General features: G+C 72.7%; 20 protein-coding genes. 4 read left to right on the top strand and 16 right to left on the bottom strand.

Going from position 1 to position 18,312, the window contains the following annotated elements; all coding sequences use genetic code 11:
• Nucleotides 1-51: 51 nt before the first annotated feature.
• Nucleotides 52-1,248: a methyltransferase domain-containing protein gene (locus tag ACFTXQ_RS19075; protein WP_382642207.1), complete on the top strand. Its 1,197-nt coding sequence runs from the start codon at nucleotides 52-54 to the stop codon at nucleotides 1,246-1,248.
• Nucleotides 1,249-1,445: 197 nt separating this feature from the next.
• On the opposite strand, the gene ACFTXQ_RS19080 is transcribed toward ACFTXQ_RS19075, so the two are convergent.
• Genes ACFTXQ_RS19080 through tsaB form a run of 5 tightly spaced genes read right to left on the bottom strand, consistent with a single transcriptional unit; the run spans nucleotide 1,446 to nucleotide 4,664 of the window.
• Nucleotides 1,446-2,081 carry a hypothetical protein gene (locus tag ACFTXQ_RS19080; RefSeq protein ID WP_382642209.1) on the bottom strand — a complete coding sequence of 212 codons (636 nt, stop codon included), beginning with the start codon at nucleotides 2,079-2,081 and terminating at the stop codon, nucleotides 1,446-1,448.
• Nucleotides 2,082-2,112: 31 nt separating this feature from the next.
• On the bottom strand, nucleotides 2,113-2,367 hold the full coding sequence (locus tag ACFTXQ_RS19085) for a hypothetical protein (protein ID WP_382642344.1): 255 nt from the start codon (nucleotides 2,365-2,367) through the stop codon (nucleotides 2,113-2,115).
• A gap of 8 nt (nucleotides 2,368-2,375) precedes the next feature.
• The gene (gene tsaD, locus ACFTXQ_RS19090; protein WP_382642211.1) at nucleotides 2,376-3,491 is read right to left on the bottom strand and encodes a tRNA (adenosine(37)-N6)-threonylcarbamoyltransferase complex transferase subunit TsaD; all 1,116 of its coding nucleotides are present in this window, start codon (nucleotides 3,489-3,491) and stop codon (nucleotides 2,376-2,378) included.
• On the bottom strand, nucleotides 3,484-3,972 hold the full coding sequence (gene rimI / locus ACFTXQ_RS19095; protein ID WP_382642346.1) for a ribosomal protein S18-alanine N-acetyltransferase: 489 nt from the start codon (nucleotides 3,970-3,972) through the stop codon (nucleotides 3,484-3,486). The genes tsaD and rimI overlap by 8 nt, the downstream gene beginning before the upstream one ends.
• A 29-nt stretch (nucleotides 3,973-4,001) precedes the next feature.
• Nucleotides 4,002-4,664 (bottom strand): tRNA (adenosine(37)-N6)-threonylcarbamoyltransferase complex dimerization subunit type 1 TsaB, encoded by a 663-nt coding sequence (gene tsaB / locus ACFTXQ_RS19100; protein WP_382642213.1) that lies wholly within the window; start codon nucleotides 4,662-4,664, stop codon nucleotides 4,002-4,004.
• A 109-nt stretch (nucleotides 4,665-4,773) separates the two neighbouring features.
• Here tsaB and ACFTXQ_RS19105 point away from each other — a divergent pair, with 109 nt between their 5' ends.
• Complete coding sequence (locus tag ACFTXQ_RS19105; RefSeq protein ID WP_382642215.1) at nucleotides 4,774-5,337, top strand: hypothetical protein; 564 nt, start codon at nucleotides 4,774-4,776, stop codon at nucleotides 5,335-5,337.
• Nucleotides 5,338-5,365: 28 nt separating this feature from the next.
• Here ACFTXQ_RS19105 and ACFTXQ_RS19110 read toward each other — a convergent pair whose 3' ends face one another.
• The 8 genes from ACFTXQ_RS19110 to ACFTXQ_RS19145 all read right to left on the bottom strand — a co-directional run bounded on the left by ACFTXQ_RS19110 (nucleotide 5,366) and on the right by ACFTXQ_RS19145 (nucleotide 13,296).
• On the bottom strand, nucleotides 5,366-5,572 hold the full coding sequence (locus tag ACFTXQ_RS19110; RefSeq protein WP_382642217.1) for a hypothetical protein: 207 nt from the start codon (nucleotides 5,570-5,572) through the stop codon (nucleotides 5,366-5,368).
• Between the two features lie 142 nt (nucleotides 5,573-5,714).
• A complete protein-coding gene (gene tsaE, locus ACFTXQ_RS19115) occupies nucleotides 5,715-6,278 on the bottom strand; it encodes a tRNA (adenosine(37)-N6)-threonylcarbamoyltransferase complex ATPase subunit type 1 TsaE (RefSeq protein WP_382642219.1) in 564 nt (187 codons plus the stop codon).
• A complete protein-coding gene (locus ACFTXQ_RS19120; protein WP_382642348.1) occupies nucleotides 6,226-7,413 on the bottom strand; it encodes an alpha/beta fold hydrolase in 1,188 nt (395 codons plus the stop codon). The genes tsaE and ACFTXQ_RS19120 overlap by 53 nt, the downstream gene beginning before the upstream one ends.
• 29 nt (nucleotides 7,414-7,442) lie before the next feature.
• Nucleotides 7,443-8,579: an alanine racemase gene (alr, locus tag ACFTXQ_RS19125; RefSeq protein WP_382642221.1), complete on the bottom strand. Its 1,137-nt coding sequence runs from the start codon at nucleotides 8,577-8,579 to the stop codon at nucleotides 7,443-7,445.
• Between the two features lie 206 nt (nucleotides 8,580-8,785).
• On the bottom strand, nucleotides 8,786-10,174 hold the full coding sequence (locus ACFTXQ_RS19130) for an NAD(P)H-hydrate epimerase (protein ID WP_382642223.1): 1,389 nt from the start codon (nucleotides 10,172-10,174) through the stop codon (nucleotides 8,786-8,788).
• A 10-nt stretch (nucleotides 10,175-10,184) separates the two neighbouring features.
• Complete coding sequence (locus ACFTXQ_RS19135) at nucleotides 10,185-10,553, bottom strand: holo-ACP synthase (RefSeq protein ID WP_382642225.1); 369 nt, start codon at nucleotides 10,551-10,553, stop codon at nucleotides 10,185-10,187.
• A 14-nt stretch (nucleotides 10,554-10,567) separates the two neighbouring features.
• Nucleotides 10,568-12,415 (bottom strand): glutamine--fructose-6-phosphate transaminase (isomerizing), encoded by a 1,848-nt coding sequence (gene glmS, locus ACFTXQ_RS19140; protein ID WP_382642227.1) that lies wholly within the window; start codon nucleotides 12,413-12,415, stop codon nucleotides 10,568-10,570.
• A 107-nt stretch (nucleotides 12,416-12,522) separates the two neighbouring features.
• Nucleotides 12,523-13,296 (bottom strand): hypothetical protein, encoded by a 774-nt coding sequence (locus tag ACFTXQ_RS19145; protein ID WP_382642229.1) that lies wholly within the window; start codon nucleotides 13,294-13,296, stop codon nucleotides 12,523-12,525.
• 282 nt (nucleotides 13,297-13,578) lie between these two features.
• Here ACFTXQ_RS19145 and coaA point away from each other — a divergent pair, with 282 nt between their 5' ends.
• Together coaA and ACFTXQ_RS19155 are read left to right on the top strand one after the other, a co-directional pair.
• Entirely contained in the window at nucleotides 13,579-14,628 is a 1,050-nt protein-coding gene (gene coaA, locus ACFTXQ_RS19150) for a type I pantothenate kinase (protein WP_382642231.1), read from the top strand.
• A 24-nt stretch (nucleotides 14,629-14,652) separates the two neighbouring features.
• A complete protein-coding gene (locus ACFTXQ_RS19155; protein ID WP_382642233.1) occupies nucleotides 14,653-15,609 on the top strand; it encodes a DUF389 domain-containing protein in 957 nt (318 codons plus the stop codon).
• A gap of 13 nt (nucleotides 15,610-15,622) precedes the next feature.
• Here ACFTXQ_RS19155 and glmM read toward each other — a convergent pair whose 3' ends face one another.
• From glmM to rplM, 3 genes are all read right to left on the bottom strand, one after another.
• Entirely contained in the window at nucleotides 15,623-16,981 is a 1,359-nt protein-coding gene (gene glmM, locus ACFTXQ_RS19160; RefSeq protein ID WP_382642235.1) for a phosphoglucosamine mutase, read from the bottom strand.
• 135 nt (nucleotides 16,982-17,116) lie between these two features.
• A complete protein-coding gene (rpsI, locus tag ACFTXQ_RS19165) occupies nucleotides 17,117-17,638 on the bottom strand; it encodes a 30S ribosomal protein S9 (protein WP_150258789.1) in 522 nt (173 codons plus the stop codon).
• Between the two features lie 42 nt (nucleotides 17,639-17,680).
• Nucleotides 17,681-18,124: a 50S ribosomal protein L13 gene (gene rplM, locus ACFTXQ_RS19170; protein ID WP_030008481.1), complete on the bottom strand. Its 444-nt coding sequence runs from the start codon at nucleotides 18,122-18,124 to the stop codon at nucleotides 17,681-17,683.
• Nucleotides 18,125-18,312: the final 188 nt, after the last annotated feature.

Below are 18,312 nucleotides of genomic sequence, written 5' to 3' on the forward strand. Positions count from 1 at the left end.
CGGGAGCGTCCGGAGCACCGCCCCTCCCGCCCCGTCGCCGACAATGGATCCGTGACCCCCGAAGACTTCGCCGCCCTCCTCACCCCCGAGGGGCGCGCCCTCCTCGACTCGCTCCGCGACTACGACCCCGCCCAGGAGCTGGCCGTCGCCACCCGGCTGCGCCGCGAGCACCCCGCCGGACTGGTCTCCGCCGCGCTCGGGCAGGCCCGGCTGCGGCAGCGCGCGGTGGCGAAGTTCGGGGCGCAGGACGCGTTCCGGATGTACTTCACGCCCGGCGGCGGGGAGATGGCCACGCGCGCGTCCGTGGCGGCGTACCGGGCCGGGCGCCTCGCCGACCTGGGCGTGCGGTCGCTCGCGGACCTGTGCTGCGGCATCGGCGGGGACGCCCTCGCGCTGGCGCGGCTCGGCATCCGGGTCCTCGCGGTCGACCACGACCCGCTGACCGTCGCCGTCGCGCGCGCCAACGCCGAGGCGCTGGGGCTGGCGGACCTGATCGAGGTGCGGGAGGCGGACGTGACGGAGGTGGACACCTCCGGCTACGACGCCGTCTTCATCGACCCGGCCCGGCGCGGCGGGCGCGGCCGGATCTTCGACCCGGAGTCCTACTCGCCGCCGCTGTCGTGGGCCGTGGAGACGGCCCGTGCGGCGAAGTACGCCGCCATCAAGATCGCGCCCGGGATCCCGCACGAGGCGGTGCCGCAAGAGGCCGAGGCCGAGTGGATCTCCGACCAGGGGGACGTGAAGGAGGCGGTGCTCTGGTTCGGGACCTCGCCCGGGACGGTGCGCGCCACGCTGCTGCCCGGGCCGCGCGCCCTGCAGACCGCCGATCCGCTGCCGGATCCCGAGGCGGGGCCGGTGGGCCGCTGGCTCTACGAGCCCGACGGCGCCGTGATCCGCGCGCACCTCGTCGCCGAGGTCGCCGAGCGGCTGGACGGGCGGCTCATCGACCCGACGATCGCCTACATCACGGCCGACGAGCTGCGGGAGACGCCGTACGCGACGGCGTACGAGATCACCGATGTGCTGCCGTTCGGCCTGAAGAAGCTGAAGGCGCTGCTGCGGGAGCGGGGGGTGGGGGTGCTGACCGTGAAGAAGCGGGGGTCGGCGATCGAGCCGGAGGAGCTCCGCAGGAAGGTGAAGCCGTCGGGGCCGAATTCGGCGACGGTGTTCCTGACGCGGGTGGCGGGGGCGCCGGCCATGCTCATCGGGGCGCCGGCCGGGTCGGGTGCGGGTGTGGCGCGGCCCTGACCTCTCCCCTCGCCGGGGGTGCGCGGCCTTCGCGTGCGGCCCCGGGCTGCGCCCGGGCTCCCGGGGCTCCGCCCCGCACCCCGCGCCTCAAACGCCGGCGAGGCTGGAATTGGCCACCCTGAGTGCGCGAGCGCGGGCTCAAGACCGGGACTCCGCCCCGGACCCCGCGCCTCAAACGCCGGCGAGGCTGGGATTGCTCATAGACCGGTGCGGGCCGGATGTGGGCGGGGGAAGGCTCGGAGGGCCCAGCGGTAGTGGGCCGTGGCTTTGGCTGCGCCCAGGAGGGCGGTGATCCAGAGGATCATGCCGATGCCCATGAAGTACGTGAGCTCGCCGTACTTGACCGGGCCCGGGCCAGAGGTCGCCGCGGCGGCGAAGGTGAGGGACAGGCCCAGCGCGCCCAGGGCGAAGGAGGACAGGAGCCAGGTCAGGCTCCGGGCCGGCGCGCGGAGCCGGGAGTCCGTCGCCGGATCGCGGTCCGCCGCGGCCCACGCCGACAGCAGCCGCCTCACCTCGCGGTCCCGCCGGGCGCCCCAGGCGAACCAGAACCCGGCCGGGATCAGCACCCCCACCCCTAGGACGCCGTAGACGGGGACGGAAAGGAGGGAGAGCCCGTCGCGCGCCTCGAAGGCCATCACGGCCAAGCCGACGAAGGTCCAGCCGACGGCGAACACCGCCGAGACGGCCCAGAGAAGGAGCAGCCGCCCGAGGCCCAGGCTGCGCCGGGCCAGCTCGCGCAGGAAGAGCGCGCGGTCGGCCCTCAGGGCGGTTTCGTCCATCCAGGCGCGCACGTGCGCGGGCGGCGGCGGAGGGGGCAGGTTACGGCCAGGCATGGGCATGACCATAACCGCAAGCCCCGCCTCGTCAGGCGCCGGTCACCTCGACCGACTCGAACCGCCAGCGGTGCACCGCCCGCGTGATCAAGTCGGCGGCGGGCTCCGGCAGTTCGGGGAGGTCAGCCGAGACCCCCTCGGCCGTCTCCCACCACGTGATCACGAGCACCCGGTCCTGCGGGGCGCGCAGCACCTCACGGCGCGCCGGCTCCCGGGCGAGGATCTGGGCGCGCGCCCACTCCAGCAGCTCGTTGCCCCGGCCGGCGACGGCCCGGGCCTCCCACATCAGCGCGATCACGAGTACAGGTTGTCCTTGCTCAGTTCGTGTACGTGGTCGTGGGAGTGGGAGTCACCGTGCGCGTGGGACGTACCCGGCACGTGCGGGTCCGTCACCGGCAGCGAGGAGTCCGCGGAGAGGTCCCAGTCCGAGGCCGCCCGGTTCCGCTTGACCATCTCCGCACCCAGCGCCGCCACCATCGCGCCGTTGTCGGTGCACAGCTTCGGCCGCGGCACGCGCAGGATGATCCCCGCGTCGTCGCACCGCTCCTGCGCCAGCGAGCGGAGCCGGGAATTGGCCGCCACACCGCCGCCGATCATCAGGTGGTCGACGCCCTCGTCCTTGCAGGCCCGGATGGCCTTGCGGGTGAGGACGTCCACGACCGCTTCCTGGAAGGAGGCCGCCACGTCGCGTACCGGAACCTCCTCGCCTGCCTTCCGCTTCGCCTCGATCCAGCGGGCGACGGCCGTCTTGAGGCCGGAGAAGGAGAAGTCGTACGCCGCGTCGCGCGGCCCCGTCAGCCCGCGCGGGAAGTTGATCGCCCTCGGGTCGCCCTCGCGTGCGAGCCGGTCGATGACCGGGCCGCCGGGGAAGCCCAGCTGGAGCACGCGCGCGATCTTGTCGAAGGCCTCGCCGGCCGCGTCGTCGATGGTCGCGCCGAGGGGGCGGACGTCGCTGGTGATGTCCGGGGCGAGGAGCAGCGAGGAGTGGCCGCCGGAGACCAGCAGGGCCATCGTCGGCTCGGGCAGCGGGCCGTGTTCCAGCTGGTCCACGCAGATGTGCGAGGCCAGGTGGTTCACCCCGTAGAGCGGCTTGCCGAGCGCGTACGCGTACGCCTTGGCGGCCGAGACGCCCACCAGCAGCGCCCCCGCCAGGCCGGGGCCGGCCGTGACCGCGACGCCGTCGAGGTCGCGGGCGCTGACGCCCGCCTCCTTCAGGGCGCGCTCGATGGTGGGGACCATCGCCTCCAGGTGGGCCCGCGAGGCGACCTCGGGCACGACCCCGCCGAAGCGCGCGTGCTCGTCGACGCTCGACGCGACGGCGTCCGCGAGGAGGGTGGTGCCGCGGACGATGCCGACGCCGGTCTCGTCGCAGGAGGTCTCGATGCCGAGGACGAGAGGTTCGTCAGCCATTGCTCTCACTGCTCTCAGAGTTATCGGTGTTCTCAGGGGTCATGGTCAGCCGCATCACGAGCGCGTCCACGTTGCCGGGCTGGTAGTAGCCCCGCCGGAAGCCGATGGGTTCGAAGCCGAAGCGCTCGTAGAGCTTCTGGGCGCGGGCGTTGTCCACCCGTACCTCCAGCAGCACCTCGGCGCACTCGAACGCGGTCGCGGCGCGCAGCAGTTCGGTCAGGAGCCGGGCGCCGAGCCCGGTCCCCCACTGGTCGCGGGCGGCCGCGATGGTCTGTACGTCGGCCAGGTCCCCGGCGGCGGCGAGGCCCGCGTAGCCCACCAGACGGCCGGTTCCGGGGGCTTCGGCGACGACGTACCTGCGCGTGGCCTGCGGGCCGCGGGCGTGGGCCAGCTCCGACCAGAACATCCCGGCGGACCAGGCGTCTTCGGGGAACAGCTCGTGCTCCAGTTCGAGCACGGGTGCGATATCCCACCAGCGCATCTCGCGCAGCACGACATCAGGGACGGGCGTCACTGCGGGGTGACCACCTTGTAGTTCTTGGGCACCTGCGCGTCGGGGCGGCGCAGGTAGAGCGGGGTCGGAGGAAGGAACTCCGCCCCGGCAGCCAGTCGTTCCACGGCCAGGGAGGCCAGGGCCGCGGCGGACTGGTGCTCGGGTGCCCGCGCGTCCGGGAAGACGTCCGGGTAGAGCAGTGCGCCCTGGCCCACCGCGGGCAGCCCCGCGACCTGTTCGGCGATGTCGGCCGGGCGGTCCACGGCGGGGTCGCCGACGCGCGTGCGCGGGTCCTCGTACCGCGCCCAGTAGACCTCCTTGCGCCGCGCGTCGGTGGCGACGGTGAAGGGGCCCTCGATCCCGGCGGTCCCGGCTGCGTAGGCGAGGCCGTCGAGGGTGCACAGGCCGTGCACGGGCACGCCCAGCACGGCCGCGAAGGTGGAGGCGGTGACGAGACCGACGCGCAGACCGGTGTAGGGGCCGGGGCCGACCCCGACGACGATGCCGGTGACGGCTTCGAGCTTCGCCCCGGCCTCGGCGAGCACCTGGTCCACGGAGGGCAGGAGCAGCTCCCCGTGGCGGCGGGCGTCGACCTGGTTCGACTCGGCGAGGACGGACTCGCCGTCGTGCAGGGCGACGGTGACGGCGGGCGTGGCGGTATCTACAGCGAGCAAGAGCACGCGAACAGCCTACGACTCCTTGAACCCGGGCCCTTGCGGCCGGGCACGGACCGGGTCGGCTGCTACCTTTCGATCAGGTAATCCAGGCGGCTCGGAGAGGTGGAGCAAGGTGGCACGCAGCAGCTCGGGAATCGTGGCCGGGCTCACCGCCGCGGCACTCATCGCCATCGGCTTCCTCGGCTACCAGGCATCCGCTACGGCTCCCGCCCGCCCGCCGAAGGCGGCCCCGCAGGCCCCGGCCCCCGCCCCGAGCCAGTCCGCCGCCAAGCAGGACCCCACGAAGCCGGTGCCCGTACCGGAGGGCTCGGGCGAGGGGGTGCGCGTCGTGTACTCGGTGGGCCAGAAGCGGGTCTGGCTGGTGGGCGACCCCGCCGCCGGCCAGCAGCCGAAGTCCTTCACGGTGATGCCGAGCACGGTGCACCCGAAGGCCGGCAGCTACGTGGTCGGCTCGCGCTCGGGCGCGGTCACCGGTTCGGACGGGGTGCCGATCGAGCACGTCGTCCGGTTCACGAACACCGACGGCGTGGCGATCGGCTTCAGCGCCCGCGCGGACGGCGCGACGCCGGAGCCCGACCCGAACAAGAAGACCGGCGGCATCCGCATGGCGAAGGCCGACGGCGACGCGATGTGGGCCTTCGCGACGATCAACTCGAAGGTCGTCGTCGTTCCCTGACGGCAGCACTTTCACCCAAACGGGCGACTCAGGCCGCTTCGGAGCCCGGCTCCGGAGCGGCCTCTTCGTCGACCGGGCCCTGCGGCCCGCCGTCCTCCGGAGCCTCGGGAGCGGGCGCGTGTTCCCGTACGGGCGGGGTCGAGACGGCGGTGGCGGCCAGGCCCGCGGCGAGCAGCGCCCGCATGGACACGGCGGACGGACGGGGGTCGCGCGGTGCTCCCGCTGGTGCCGACATGGCTGCCTCCTGGGCCCCGGAACGCCGAACTTAGGCATACCTAAGAAACTCTCGGTACCATGGGACCACGCCCGCGACCACAGGCGCAATATCTTGCCGACGAGTTGTCGGTACGTTTACTCCGAAGGTCGATCCCTGCGGTCTATTCGGAGCGCACTCCCGCGAGCGCGTGCAGCCCGGCCCCTTCGGCCCAGCGCGCACCGATCCCGCGGACCGACACCTCCCGCACGTCGTCCAGGACCTCCTCGTGGCCGACCGCCCGCGCGATCACCACGTGCAGCCGGTCCTCGGAGAGGTCCTCGACCTTGCCGTCGCCCCACTCCACGACGACCACGGATTCGGGCAGCGAGACGTCGAGGTCCAGGTCCTCCATCTCGTCCAGCCCGCCGCCCAGCCGGTACGCGTCCACGTGCACCAGCGCCGGCCCGCCGGTCAGCGAGGGGTGTACGCGGGCGATCACGAAGGTCGGCGAGGTCACGGCCCCGCGCACGCCCAGGCCCTCGCCGAGGCCGCGGGTCAGCGTGGTCTTGCCCGCGCCCAGCTCGCCCGTGAGGAGCACCAGGTCGCCGGGGCGCAGCAGGCGGGCGAGCCCGCGGCCCAGCTCCTGCATGGCGTCCGGGGAGTCGACGGTGATCCGGGTCTCGACGGCGCCCTCAGGCGCCGGTGCCGGTGTTGCTGCCGGCGCTTCCAGCGGTACTTCTTCCATGCCCGCCAACGTTAGTCGGTGCGGCGCCCGGGACGGCCCCGGTGCTCGCCAGCAGCGCGGTGAGCAGCCGCGTCACGGTCTCCGGGCGCTCCAGCATCATCAGGTGCCCGGTGGACTCCAGGACCACCAGCTCGGCGCCCGGCAGCGCCTCCTTGATGGCCACGCTGTGCCCGGGCGGGGTGATCATGTCCTTGTCCCCGGCGATGATGGTGACCGGGACGTCCGCGAAGTGCTGGAGCGCGGCGGTCTTGTCGTGGGTCTGGAAGGCCGGGTAGAACTCGGCGACCACGTCGATCGGGGTGGCCTCGATCAGCCGCTCGGCGAAGCGCGCGACGCCCGGGTCCACGTCCCGGGAGCCGAACGAGTACATCTTGATCATGCCGGCGAAGAGGTCGGCGGTGGCCCTGCGGCCCCTCTCCACCAGTTCGACCTGGGACCCGAGCGCCTTGAGCACGCCGGGCAGGAGCTTGCGCACGGCTCCGACACCGACGGAGGGGAGCCCGTACGTCACCTCGTCGAGGCGGCCGCTGGAGGTGCCGACGAGCGCGACGCCGATGACGCGGTCGCGCACGAGTTCGGGGAACTGCTCGGCGAGTCCCATGATGGTCATTCCGCCCATCGAGTGACCCACGAGGATCAGCGGGCCTTCGGGGGCGGCCGCGTCGATGACGGCCTTCAGGTCGCGGCCTAGCTGGTCGATGGTCACCGGCTCGCCGTCGGCCTGGGCCAGGCCGCGGTCGCTGCGGCCGTGGCTGCGCTGGTCCCAGTAGACCGCGCGGACGGTGCCGCGCAGCGCGGCGCGCTGGAAGTGCCAGGAGTCCTGGCCGAGGCAGTAGCCGTGGCAGAGCACGACGGTGGCGGGGGGCGCGGCCTTGCGGCGCATGCGGCGCCGTTTGCCTTCCTCCGGCAGCTCGTCGACCTCGTAGTAGAGCCGGGTGCCGTCCTCCGCCCGGCAGGTCCCCTCGGTGCCGCGCAGGGACCCGTAGTCCCCGGCGGCGTCGAGGGCCAGGCGCGCCTTCATGCGCATACCCCGTCCGACGGTGATCCGTTCGACCGCGACACCGGCAGCCGCACCGGCCGCTATCACGCCGATGGCGGCGCCGGCCCAGCCGGCCTTGCGCCAGTTCTCGCTCACGCCGCTCACGCCGCCGCCCTCGCTCCGTGTCAGGCGCCCAGGTACACCCGGGGCACGCGCCCTCCGATACGGGTGACGATCTCATACGCGATCGTGTGTGCCGCTTGAGCCCAGTCCTCGGCGGTGGGCTCGCCGCGCTCCGCGTCGCCGAAGATGACGGCCTCGTCGCCGGCGCGGGCCTGGTCGCCGCCCAGGTCGACGACGAACTGGTCCATGGCGACGCGGCCCGCGACGTGCCGGACCGTACCGCCGACGAGGACGGGGCCGCGGCCGGAGGCCTGCCGCGGGATGCCGTCGGCGTAGCCCGCCGGGACCAGCGCGAGGGTGGTCTCGCTGTCCGTGACGTAGTGGTGCCCGTAGCTCACGCCGTGCCCGGCCGGGACGGTCTTGACCAGCGCGAGGGAGGCCTTGAGCGTCATGGCGGGGCGCAGGCCCAGCTGGGCGGGGGTGCCGAGCTCGGGCGCGGGCGAGACCCCGTAGACGGCCAGGCCGCAGCGGACGAGGTCGAAGTGGGACTCGGGGAGGGTGAGGGTGGCGGGCGAGTTGGCGATGTGCCGGACCTCGGGCTCCACGCCCTCCTTCTCCGCGTACGCGAGCAGGTCGCGGAAGGCGGTGAGCTGCAGCTGGATGGAGGGGTGGCCGGGCTCGTCGGCGCAGGCGAAGTGCGACCAGATGCCGGTGACGTTGACGGTGCCCTCGGCCTGGGCGGCGACTGCGGCCCCCACGAGTTCGGCCCAGTCGGCGGGCTGACAGCCGTTGCGGCCGAGGCCGGTGTCGGCCTTGAGCTGGATGCGGGCGGTGCGGCCGGTGGCGCGGGCGGCCTTCTTCACCTCGTCCAGGGCCCACATGCCGCTGACGGAGACGTCCACGTCGGCCTCGACGGCCTCCCGCCAGGGCCCGCCGGGGGTCCACAGCCAGCACATGATCCGGCCCTCGATGCCGGCGGCGCGCAGGGCGATGGCCTCTTCGGGGGTGGCGGTCCCGAGCCAGGTCGCACCGGCCTGCTGGGCGGCCCTGGCGCAGGCCAGGGCTCCGTGCCCGTAGGCGTCCGCCTTGACCACGGCCATCAGCTCGGACCGGGGCGCCCGCTCGCGCAACGCGCGCACGTTCGCCCGTACGGCGTCAAGATCGATCTCGGCGTACACGCGCGTCGGTGTCTCGTTCATTGCGCACAGTCTCTCAGAATCCCTTGTCGGCTCGACGGAGCCCACTCCCACGCCGGCGAGGCTGGAATTGCCCTGCGGGCAATCCAGCCCGCCAGGCGCGCCCTTGGCACGGCTCGCACTCTCAGCCCTACGCGGGCCGAATCCAGCCCCTCCGGCGTTTGAGGAGCGGGGTGCGGGGCGGAGCCCCGGTCCTGTGGCCGCACCTGTCAGGGGCGGTGGACGTTCTGCCAGGCGGCGGGGAGGGCCTCGGCGACCTGGTGGGCCAGCACGGGGGACCCCGCGAGCCTGGCCGCCAGGCCGTGGAGGTAGGCCGCCACCGCGCCGGCGTCCGGGCCCGACAGGCCGGCGGCCAGGAGGGAACCGGCCAGGCCGGACAGGACGTCACCGCTGCCCGCCGTGGCCAGCCAGGGCGTCCCCGTCGGGTTCACCCGGACAAGGCCCCCGCCGGAGGCGACCAGCGTCGTCGAGCCCTTCAGGAGCACCGCCGAGCCGTACGCCCCCGCCAGCTCCCGCACCGCCGCCAGCCGCCCCGCCTCCACCGACTCCCGCGAGACCCCCCGCAGCGCCGCCGCCTCCCCCGCGTGCGGGGTCAGCAGGGTCGCGGCCGTCCGGGCGCGCAGCACCTCCGCGTCCAGGCCCCGCAGCCCGTCCGCGTCCACCAGCACCGGCACGTCCTGCGCGAGCAGCTGCGCGACCTCCCCGGCGCGCCCCTCCCCCAGCCCCGGCCCGACCACCCACGCCTGGACCCGTCCGGGCCCGATCAGCGTCTCCGGGTAGCGGGCCAGCACCGCGTCCGCCGCCGGCCCCACGTACCGCACGGCGCCCGCCCCGCCCCGCAGCGCACCGGCCACGGCCAGCACGGCCGCCCCCGGGTACTGCGCGGATCCGGCGACGATCCCGACCACGCCCCTCCGGTATTTGTCGCTCGACGCCGTCGGCACCGGCAACAGCCCCGCCACATCGGCGTGCTGGAGCGCCTCCACCCGCGGCTCCGGGAGTTCGAGCCCGATGTCCACGAGCCGCACCGCGCCCGCCCGCGAGGCTCCGGGGTCGATCAGCAGGCCGGGCTTGTACGCCCCGAAGGTCACCGTCACATCGGCCCGTACCGCCGGCCCCGCGACCTCGCCGCTGTCCGCGTCCACGCCGCTCGGCAGGTCCACCGCGACCACCGGCGCCCCCGGCGGGATCCGCTCCACCAGCGCCGCGGCCGCCGGCCGCAGCCCGCCCCGCCCGCCGATCCCGAGCAGTCCGTCCACGACGAGGTCCGCGCGCCGCGGAACGGCCTCCTCGACCCACCCCCCGGCCGCCCGCAGCGCGGCGAGCCCGCCCGCGTGCATCCGCTCCGGATCCATCGGCACCGCCGTCACCCGGGCCCCGCGCCGCGCGAGCCGCGCGCCCGCGTACAGGGCGTCGCCGCCGTTGTCCCCGGGCCCCACGAGCAGCACGACCCGCGCCCCGTACACCCTCCTCAGCAGCCCCGCGCAGACGGCGGCCAGCCCGGCCGCCGCCCGCTGCATCAGGGCGCCCTCGGGCAGCCGCGCCATCAACTCCCGCTCGGCGGCCCGTACGGTCTCCACGCTGTAAGCAGTTCGCATGGGCTGCCTCCTAACCTTCTGCGATCACCACGGCCGACGCGACACCGGCGTCGTGGCTCAGCGAGATGTGCCAGGACTTCACGCCCAGCGCCAGGGCCCGCGCCTCGACCGTGCCGGACACCCGCAGCCGCGGCTGCCCGGAGTCCTCGACGTACACCTCGGCATCGGTCCACAGCAGCCCGCCGGGCGCGCCCAGCGCCTTGGCCAGCGCTTCCTTCGCCGCGAACCGGGCGGCGAGCGAGGCGGTTCCGCGCCGCTCGCCGCTCGGCAGGGTCAACTCGGCGTCCACGAACAGCCGCTGCGCCAGGTTCGGCGTGCGCTCCAGCGCCGCGCCGAACCGCTCGATCTCCGCGACGTCGATCCCCACGCCGATAATCACAACAGGAACCCCAACTACTCCACCGTCACCGACTTTGCGAGGTTACGCGGCTGGTCCACCTCGTTGCCCCGCGCCGTGGCCAGTTCGCACGCGAACACCTGCAGCGGCACCGTCGCCACCAGCGGCTGGAGCAGCGTCGGCGTGGCCGGGATCCGGATCAGGTGGTCGGCGTACGGGACGACCGTCTCGTCGCCCTCCTCCGCGATCACGATGGTCCGCGCCCCGCGCGCCCGGATCTCCTGGATGTTCGACACGATCTTGTCGTGGAGCACCGAACGGCCGCGCGGCGACGGGACGACCACCACCACCGGCAGGTCCTCCTCGATCAGCGCGATCGGCCCGTGCTTGAGCTCGCCCGCCGCGAAGCCCTCGGCGTGCATGTACGCCAGCTCCTTGAGCTTGAGCGCGCCCTCCAGCGCCACCGGGTAGCCGACGTGCCGCCCCAGGAACAGCACGGTGTTCTTGTCGGCCAGCGAGCGCGCCAGGGCCCGTACCGGCTCCATCGTCTCCAGTACGGTGTCCACCGCCGCGGCGATGTCCGACAGCTCCCGGATCACCGCCTCGATCTCGTCGCCCCACTTCGTGCCCCGCACCTGCCCGAGGTACAGCGCGACCAGATAGCAGGCCACCAGCTGCGTGAGGAAGGCCTTGGTGGAGGCGACGGCGACCTCCGGACCGGCGTGCGTGTACAGCACGGCATCCGATTCGCGCGGGATCGTCGACCCGTTCGTATTGCAGATGGCCAGCACCTTGGCGCCCTGCTCGCGCGCGTGCCGCAGCGCCATCAGGGTGTCCATGGTCTCGCCGGACTGCGAGATCGCGACCACCAGCGTCCGCTGGTCCAGGATCGGGTCGCGGTAGCGGAACTCGCTCGCCAGCTCCGTCTCGCACGGGATGCGGGTCCAGTGCTCGATGGCCAGCTTCGCGATCATGCCCGCGTGGTAGGCCGTACCGCACGCCACGATCACGACCTTGTCGACTTCCCTGAGCACCGAGTCGGGGATGCGCACCTCGTCCAGGGTCAGCGAGCCGTTCGCGTCGATCCTGCCCAGGAGGGTGTCGGCGACAGCCTTCGGCTGCTCCGCGATCTCCTTGAGCATGAAGTAGTCGTATCCCCCCTTCTCGGCCGCCGAGGCGTCCCAGTCCACGTGGTACGCCCGCACGGTCGCGGGCGTGCCGTCGAAGTTGGTCACCGAGACACCTTCGCGGCGGAGCTCGACGACCTGGTCCTGCCCCAGCTCGATCGCGGACCGGGTGTGGGCGATGAAGGCGGCCACGTCCGAGGCGAGGAAGTTCTCGCCTTCTCCAACGCCCACCACCAAAGGGGAGTTCCGGCGCGCGCCGACCACCACGTCCGGTTCGTCGGCGTGCACCGCGACCAGCGTGAAGGCGCCCTCCAGGCGCCGGCACACCAGCCGCATCGACGCCGCGAGGTCCGCGGTCGCCGAGAACTCCTCGGCGAGCAGGTGGGCCACCACCTCGGTGTCCGTCTCGGAGTCCAGCCGGTGGCCGCGCTCGGCCAGTTCGGCGCGCAGCACGGCGAAGTTCTCGATGATGCCGTTGTGTACGACGGCCACCCGTCCGGAGTTGTCCAGGTGGGGATGGGCGTTGACGTCGGTGGGCCCGCCGTGGGTGGCCCACCGGGTGTGCCCGAGCCCCGTGGAGCCGGCCGGCAGCGGGTTGCCGACCAGTTCCTTCTCCAGATTGACCAGCTTCCCGGCCTTCTTGACGGCGGCCAGCCCCCCGTCGGCGAGCACGGCGATGCCCGCCGAGTCGTAGCCGCGGTACTCCAGCCGCTTGAGTCCGGCGATGACCACATCGAGCGCCGACTGCGCTCCCACGTAACCCACAATTCCGCACATAGGCCGCAGCGTACGCCGAAGTCGCCTGCCTGCCCCGTACCTGAACAAGACGAAAACCCCGCCCCGGCGAATCGCCGGAGCGGGGTTGACGTTCAGTCGGCCGCGGTTCAGCCGAGCTTCTTGACCTGCGCGTCCACGACGGCCTTCGGCTGCTCGGCGGTGCCGGTCAGGCTCAGGGCGGAGAAGGTCGCGACGGTGTTGCCCTTGCGCACGACCACGAGCTCCATGGTGAGCGGCTCGCCGTCCGCGTCACCCGTCACGGTGTACGCGACGGCCTCGTCGCCCGCGGTGACGGCAGCGCCCGGGGCCACCTTCGTAATCTTGAGGGAGTCGCCGCCCTGGCTGCCGGTGTAGCCGCCGGCGCAGGCCGTGCCCGCGGTCTTCACCGTGGCGAAGGCCTCCTGCGCGCCCTTGCCCTCGTACGAGGCGAGGGTCACCGAGGTGGCGGTGGCGCCCAGGGCGCCCATGGCGGCCTTGGCCTTCTCCTCCGGGCTGGCGTCCGCGGCGGGCGCCTTGGGCTTGGCGACGGCCTTGGTCCGGGCCGTGCCCGCGGCGGTGCCGACCGGGTTCATGGACTGCGCCGAGACCAGCGGCTGGCACGCAGGCTTGTCGCTCTTGGCGTCGGCCGCGGCGGCCGCCTCGGCCGGGGTGGCCTCCTTGACGACGTGGTCCGGCAGGTCCGCCTGGACCACGATCACACCGGCCAGCTCGGCGTTCGTCTTCGCCTTGCCGGCCGGGGCCGCGGAGGCCGAGCCGGCGCTCGCGGACGGCTTGGTGTCGGCCTTGGTGTCACCCTTCTCGGCGCCGCAGGCGGTGCCCAGCAGGGCCAGCGACACCGCGGACGCGGTCAGGACGGTACGACGGACAAGAGCGGTACGCACGTGAGAACTCCCCCGGAAAACGAGAACAGGAACCGCAGGAGCGGCGCCCCGGCAAAGGCGGGGCGGGCACGCTTGCAGGACTGCGGTATCCGGCAATCTACTGCCGAAACGATCACTTGATCGGACTTTTTGGCTCCCCCCGGCCAATCGTGACCGGCACGAGACCGCACGAGGGTCGAATCGGTACCGGTCCGGGTGCAACCGCCCCCCGGCCCGTCCGCACCTGACGTACGTGACCGACCACACCACCCACAACCGGCCCCGAGCCCCGACAATGGCGGTGTGATCACTTCGCCGCCACGAAGCAGCACGCCGGACAGTGCAACGGAGCGCACCGGACGGGAGGGGCACCCCACGCGCCCCGCCCACCGCCGGGGCCCCGAGGCCTCGCCGTACGTCGACCTCACCCGCGCCGAGTGGAGCGCCCTGCGGGAGCGGACCCCGCTGCCGCTGACGGCCGACGAGGTCGAGCGGCTGCGCGGTCTCGGTGACGTCATCGACCTCGACGAGGTCCGCGACGTCTACCTCCCGCTCTCCCGCCTCCTGAACCTCTACGTCGGCGCCACCAGCAACCTCCGCGGCACCGTCAACACCTTCCTCGGCGACGCGGGCAACGGCCACGGCGCCCAGCAGGGCACGCCCTTCGTCATAGGGGTCGCCGGGTCGGTCGCCGTCGGCAAGTCCACCGTGGCCCGTCTGCTCCAGGCCCTCCTCGCACGCTGGCCCGAGCACCCCCGCGTGGAGCTGGTCACCACCGACGGCTTCCTGTACCCGATGGAGGAGCTCCGGCGGCGCGGGCTCACCTCCCGCAAGGGCTTCCCGGAGTCCTACGACCGCCGCGCGCTCACCCGCTTCGTCGCCGACATCAAGGCGGGCAAGGAGGAGGTCCGGGCCCCGGTCTACTCGCACCTGATCTACGACATCGTCCCCGGCGAGGAGCTCGTCGTACGCCGCCCCGACATCCTCATCGTCGAGGGCCTCAACGTGCTCCAGCCGGCCCTCCCCGGCAAGGACGGCCGCACCCGCGTCGCCCTCGCCGACTACTTCGACTTCAGCGTGTACGTGGACGCGCGCCCCGAGGACATCGAGCGCTGGTACCTCAACCGCTTCCGCAAGCTCCGCGAGACCGCGTTCCAGAATCCTTTCTCCTACTTCCGCAAGTACACCCAGGTCTCCGAGGAGGAGGCGATGGAGTACGCGCAGACGATGTGGCGGACCATCAACAAGCCCAACCTGCTGGAGAACGTGGCCCCCACCCGCGGCCGGGCGACCCTGGTCGTCCGCAAGGGCCCGGACCACAAGGTGCAGAAGCTGAGCCTCCGCAAGCTCTAGGGCCCGCCTGGCTAGGGTGCGGGCATGATGCACCTGCGGATGATCACCCCGCACCACCTCACGGACCAGGTGGTCGCGCTGATCGAGCGGACGGTCGGCACCACCCACCTGGTGCTGCTGCCCGGCGCCGCCCGCACCCCCGAGGGCGACCTCGTCCTGTGCGACGTCGCCCGCGAGGCCGCCGACGAGCTGCTCGTGGAGATGCTGGCGCTCGGCATCGACAAGACCGGGTCGATCGCCGTGGAGCACATCGACCTCTCCATCTCCGAGCGCGCCGACCGGGCGGAGCAGGAGGCTCCGGGCGAAGCCGCCGACGCCGTGATCTGGGAGCAGCTGGCCGAGGCGACCCACGAGGAGTCCACCCTCACGATCACCTACGCCGCATTCATGATCGTCGCGACGATGATCGCGGCCTGCGGTGTGGTCCTGGACAACGCGATCCTGATCGTGGGCGCCATGGCGGTCGGCCCCGAGTTCGGACCGCTGGCCGGCATCTGCACGGGTCTGGTGCAGCGCGCCCCGAAGCTCGCCTGGCGCTCGGCGGTCGCCCTGCTGGTCGGCTTCGCCGCGGCGATCGTGGCGACCACGGTGTTCAGCCTGGTGATGGACGCGCTCGACCTGTTCCACCCGGGCATGCTGGACCGGCCCCGCCCGAACACGAGCTTCATCTGGCAGCCCGACCCGTTCTCGTTCGTCGTGGCCCTGCTCGCCGGGGTCGCCGGGGTGCTGTCGCTGACCTCCGCGAAGGCGGGGGCGCTGGTCGGGGTCGCCATCTCGGTCACCACGGTGCCCGCAGGCGCCAACGCCGCCGTGGCGTTCAGCTACGGCGAGTTCGGCCAGATGTGGGGCTCGGCCGTGCAGCTGCTGCTCAATCTGGGCGGCATCGTCCTCGCGGGCACGCTCACCCTCGTGTTCTGGAAAGTGCTGTGGCGCACCCAGCACGACCGGATGGTCCGGCCGCCGGGTGCGCCACGCACCTGAACACGGCGTACGACTAGCCGAGCGCCGACTTCACGACGTCCGCGAGCCGGCCGGCGACCGCGCGGGCCTGCTCGATGTCGGCGGCCTCGACCATCACCCGTACGAGCGGCTCCGTACCGGACGGACGCAGCAGCACCCGCCCGGTGGTGCCCAGCTCGCGCTCGGCGTCGGCGACCGCCGCGGCCAGCTCGGCGGAGGTGGTGACCCGGGACTTGTCCACGTCGGGGACGTTGACCAGGACCTGCGGCAGCCGCGTCATGACGCCGGCCAGCTCGGCCAGGGACTTGCCGGTGGCCGCGACCCGCGCCGCCAGCAGCAGGCCGGTGAGCGTGCCGTCGCCGGTCGTGGCGTGGTCGAGGATGATCACGTGGCCGGACTGCTCGCCGCCCAGCGCGTAGCCGTGCTCCTTCATCGACTCCAGCACGTAGCGGTCGCCGACGCCGGTCTGCACGACCTGGATGCCCTCGGCCTCCATGGCCAGCTTGAAGCCCAGGTTGGACATGACGGTGCCGACGACGGTGTTCTCGCGCAGGTGCCCGGCCTCGCGCATGGCCAGCGCCAGGACCGCGAGGATCTGGTCGCCGTCGACCTCGGCGCCGGTGTGGTCCACGGCCAGGCAGCGGTCGGCGTCGCCGTCGTGGGCGATGCCGAAGGCGGCGCCGTGCTCGACGACGGCCGCCTTGAGCAGGTCGAGGTGGGTGGAGCCGCAGCCGTCGTTGATGTTCAGACCGTCCGGCTCGGCGCCGATCGTGACGATCTCCGCGCCGGCCCGCGCGAAGGCCTCGGGCGAGACGTACGCGGCCGCGCCGTGGGCCTCGTCGAGGACGACCTTCAGGCCGTCGAGGCGGTTGGGCAGCACCCCGATGAGGTGGGCGACGTACTTGTCGAAGCCCTCGGTGTAGTCCGAGACGCGGCCGACACCGGCGCCGGTGGGCCGGTCCCAGGGAGCGCCGGTGCGGTGCTCCTCGTAGACGGACTCGATGCGGTCCTCCAGCTCGTCGGCGAGCTTGTGCCCGCCGCGCGCGAAGAACTTGATGCCGTTGTCGGGCATGGCGTTGTGGCTGGCGGAGAGCATCACGCCGAGGTCGGCACCCAGCGCACCGGTGAGATACGCCACCGCCGGGGTGGGCAGCACACCGACGCGCAGGACGTCCACGCCCGCGCTCGCGAGGCCGGCCACGACCGCCGCCTCGAGGAATTCGCCGGAGGCCCGGGGGTCCCGGCCGACCACGGCGGTGGCCCGGTGGCCCGCGAAGGTGCCCGCCTCCGCCAGTACGTGGGCAGCCGCCACGGAGAGGCCGAGCGCGAGCTCCGCCGTCAGGTCCGCGTTGGCGACGCCCCGTACACCGTCCGTCCCGAAGAGTCGTCCCACTGTTGTCCTCCCGAGTTTCCGCTTCGTCTGTGACCGCATGTGACAGGTATTTGCCGCTTGTGGCGGTAAACGAACCGCCCCGACAGCACGGAGAGTGCTGCCGGGGCGGTTTCGTTGCTGAACAGCAGGCGCAGATTAACGCTTGCTGTACTGCGGAGCCTTACGGGCCTTCTTGAGACCGGCCTTCTTGCGCTCGACCGCACGGTCGTCGCGGGAGAGGAAGCCGGCCTTCTTCAGCGCCGGGCGGTTGTTGTCCACGTCCGCCTCGTTCAGCGCGCGGGCCACGCCGAGGCGCAGGGCGCCGGCCTGACCGGAGACGCCGCCACCCGAGATGCGGGCGATGACGTCGTAGCGGCCGTCAAGCTCGAGGAGCTTGAAGGGCTCGTTGACTTCCTGCTGGTGCACCTTGTTGGGGAAGTAGTCCTCAAGGGTGCGACCGTTGATCTTCCACTTGCCGGTGCCCGGAACGATCCGGACGCGGGCGATGGCGTTCTTGCGACGGCCCAGGCCGGCGGCCGGCTGGGGGTCGCCGAAGCGACCGGCAAGGGACTCGGAGGTGTAGTCGCCCTCGACGACGACCTCAGACTCGCTGGTGTACTCCTCGACGTTGCCCTCGAACTCGTCGACGGGGGTCGTCTCGGCGGTGGTCTCGGCCACGATGCTCCTCAGAATTTTCTACGTCTTAGGGGGTGGCCGGAACTACTGCGCGACCTGGGTGATCTCGAACGGCACCGGCTGCTGGGCAGCGTGCGGGTGCTGGTCGCCCGAGTAGACCTTCAGCTTCGAGAGCATCTGACGGCCCAGGGTGTTCTTGGGGAGCATGCCCTTGACGGCCTTCTCGACGGCCTTCTCCGGGTTGTTGGCCAGGAGGTCGTCGTAGCGCACCGAGCGGAGACCGCCCGGGTAGCCGGAGTGGCGGTACGCCATCTTCTGGGACGCCTTGTTACCGGACAGGTGCACCTTGTCGGCGTTGATGATGACGACGAAGTCACCCATGTCCATGTGGGGGGCGTAGGTCGGCTTGTGCTTGCCCTTCAGGAGGGCAGCGGCCTGGGTCGCCAGACGGCCGAGGACAACGTCCTGGGCGTCGATGACGAGCCACTGGCGCGAGATGTCGCCGGGCTTGGGGCTGAACGTACGCACGCGTATGCCTTCGCTTCTTCAGTGGTGGTATCCCACGGGCGCAAGCCTCACGGGAAGGTCCTGACAGGGTCACCACGGACGATCACGACAGCCCTCGTTCACATCGGGGACGCAACCCGTGTGTGAACGTGTGAACCGCTGGTCATCGGTCCGGTGGACCGGCGTAAGGCCCTTTCACGTGAGAATGA

It is taken from the genome of Streptomyces sp. NPDC057010 (assembly GCF_042673805.1).
In the GTDB taxonomy this organism is placed as follows: domain Bacteria; phylum Actinomycetota; class Actinomycetes; order Streptomycetales; family Streptomycetaceae; genus Streptomyces.